Source organism: Streptomyces sp. NRRL S-495 (assembly GCF_000966955.1).
Classification (GTDB): Bacteria; Actinomycetota; Actinomycetes; order Streptomycetales; family Streptomycetaceae; genus Kitasatospora; species Kitasatospora purpeofusca.
The window spans coordinates 1-2,362 of sequence record NZ_JZWY01001157.1 but is presented as its reverse complement, the minus strand read 5'-3'; the positions used below and the strand labels follow the sequence as shown (position 1 = coordinate 2,362).

General features: G+C 72.4%; 2 protein-coding genes and 1 pseudogene. 1 reads left to right on the top strand and 2 read right to left on the bottom strand.

Going from position 1 to position 2,362, the window contains the following annotated elements; genetic code table 11:
* Positions 1 to 16: 16 nt before the first annotated feature.
* Together VR45_RS40110 and VR45_RS40105 are read right to left on the bottom strand one after the other, a co-directional pair.
* Positions 17 to 469: a GNAT family N-acetyltransferase gene (locus VR45_RS40110; RefSeq protein ID WP_045944909.1), complete on the bottom strand. Its 453-nt coding sequence runs from the start codon at positions 467 to 469 to the stop codon at positions 17 to 19.
* 30 nt (positions 470 to 499) lie between these two features.
* The gene (locus VR45_RS40105; RefSeq protein WP_045944908.1) at positions 500 to 1,285 is read right to left on the bottom strand and encodes a VOC family protein; all 786 of its coding nucleotides are present in this window, start codon (positions 1,283 to 1,285) and stop codon (positions 500 to 502) included.
* A gap of 185 nt (positions 1,286 to 1,470) precedes the next feature.
* On the opposite strand from VR45_RS40105, the pseudogene VR45_RS40100 reads away from it, so the two are divergent.
* Positions 1,471 to 2,362 (top strand): annotated as a pseudogene (locus tag VR45_RS40100) (helix-hairpin-helix domain-containing protein); the annotation flags it as partial.

Sequence of the window (2,362 nt, the reverse complement as noted above, 5' to 3'; positions counted from 1 at the left end):
TTGTGCCCGAATTCCGTCAGAGCGCGAGCTTGAAGCCGAGGTGGGAGGGGACGAATCCGAGGCGTTCGTAGAAGCGGTGCGCGTCTGTGCGGGTGATGTCGGAGGTCAGCTGGACGAGCTGGGCGTCGAGTTCGCGGGAGCGCTCGATCGCCCACTGGATCAGTTCGGTGCCCAGGCCGCTGCCGCGTTCGTCGCCGTGTACGCGCACTCCCTCGATGACGGTCCGGGTGGCGCCCTTCCGGGAGAGGCCGGGGACGACGGTCAGCTGCAGGGTGCCGACCGTCCGGCCGGCGCGTTCGGCGACGACGAGGTGCTGGTGCGGGTCGGCATCCATGCGGTCGAACGCGGTCCGGTAGGGAGTGAGATCGTCGGGGCTCTCGCGGGTCGCGCCCAGGGGGTCGTCGGCGAGCATCGCGACAATGGCCGGCAGGTCGTCGCCGGTCGCCCGGCGGATCGTCAGATCGTTCATGGTGACACCCTAGAAGGGCGGTTTCCGTCATCAGCCGGGCGGGGCGCTGGTGATGACGGCGAAGGCCGCGCCGTGCGGGTCGACGAGCCGGGCCTGGCGGCCGACGCCGTGGACGTCCTCGGCGGGGAGCCGGACGGTGGCGCCGAGCCGTTCGGCGGTGGCGACGGTGGCGTCGACGTCGGGCACCTCGAAGGACGGGAGCCAGTGCGAGGAGATGCCGGCGGCGGTGTCCCCGGGCGGGATCGGGCAGATCCCGCCGTGCGCGTCCGCCGTCCCGCCGCCGGGCGGGGTGAGCACCGTGTACAGGTCGAGGCCGAGCGGGACGTCCTGCTCCTGCCAGCCGAACACCGCGCGGTAGAAGGTCTTGGCGGCCTCGGCGTCGATGCTGAAGCACTCCGTCCAGCAGAGGCTGCCGGGTTCGGTGACGGTGTCCAGGCCGCGGACGGCGTGCGGCTGCCAGACCGCGAAGTCGGCGCCGGTCGGGTCGGTGCAGCCGGTGGTGCGGCCGCTGGTGAGGATGTCGAAGGGGCCGAAGCGGACCCGGCCGCCGGCCTCGCGGACCAGGGCCGCGGTGCGGTCGGAGTCGAGGGTGCGGAAGTGGACGGTCCAGGCGGCGCGGTCGCCGGCGGAGGTGACGGGGCCGAGCGCGGCGACCGTCCGGCCGTCCTGGCGGAAGAGGCTGTGCCGGGCGGCACCGGGGCCGGTGGCGGAGGTCCAGCCGAACAGCCCGGTGTAGAAGGAGACCGAGGCCGGGGTGTCCGGGCTCGCGAGGTCGAGCCAGTTGGGGGCACCCGGCCGGAAGGCGGTGGTGAGCACGGTGTTCCGCTCCTTCGATGTCGGACCTGGCCCCACCCCGCTTGCCCCAGCCTGGCACTGCCGCCCGGGATGTCGCACCCGGACGGTACGGTGCGTAGCGGAAGTCGTCCCGCACGGTGACAGGAGGCCCGGTGGCCAGGCAGACAGCGGCGCGCACCGGAACCGGCACCGGCAACGACCAGGCGGTGCCGCGGCAACTCGCCCAGGTCGAGGGTGTGCTGGAGCGGATCACCTACGCCAACGAGGAGACCGGCTACACCGTGGCGCGGGTCGACACCGGGCGGGGCGGCAACGATCTGCTGACGGTGGTCGGCGCGCTGCTCGGGGCACAGCCGGGGGAGTCTCGGGGCACAGCCGGGGGAGTCGCTGCGGCTGCACGGGCGCTGGGGGTCGCATCCGCAGTACGGCAAGCAGTTCGTGGTGGAGAACTACACGACGGTGCTGCCGGCGACGGTGCAGGGTATCCAGCGCTATCTGGGGTCGGGGCTGATCAAGGGGATCGGGCCCCGGTTCGCCGAGCGGATCGTGGAGCGGTTCGGGGTGGACACCCTGGAGGTGATCGAGCACGAGCCGGGCCGGCTGATCGAGGTGCCGGGGCTCGGGCCGAAGCGGACGAAGAAGATCGCGGCCGCGTGGGAGGAGCAGAAGGCCATCAAGGAGGTGATGGTCTTCCTGCAGGGGGTGGGGGTCTCGACCTCGCTGGCTGTACGGATCTACAAACAGTACGGGGACGGCTCGATCGGGGTCGTGAAGAACGAGCCGTACCGGCTGGCCTCGGACGTCTGGGGCATCGGCTTCCTCACCGCGGACCGGATCGCGCAGGCCGTGGGCATCCCGCACGACAGCCCGGAGCGGGTGAAGGCGGGCCTGCAGTACGCGCTGTCCCAGAGCAGCGACCAGGGGCACTGCTACCTGCCGGAGGAGCGGCTGATCGCCGACGGGGTGAAGCTGCTCCAGGTGGACGTGGGGCTGGTGATCGACTGCCTGGCGGAGCTGGTGGCCGCCGAGGGGGTGGTGCGCGAGCAGGTGCCGGGGGCGGCGGGGGAGCCGATCACGGCGGTGTACCTGGTGCCGTTC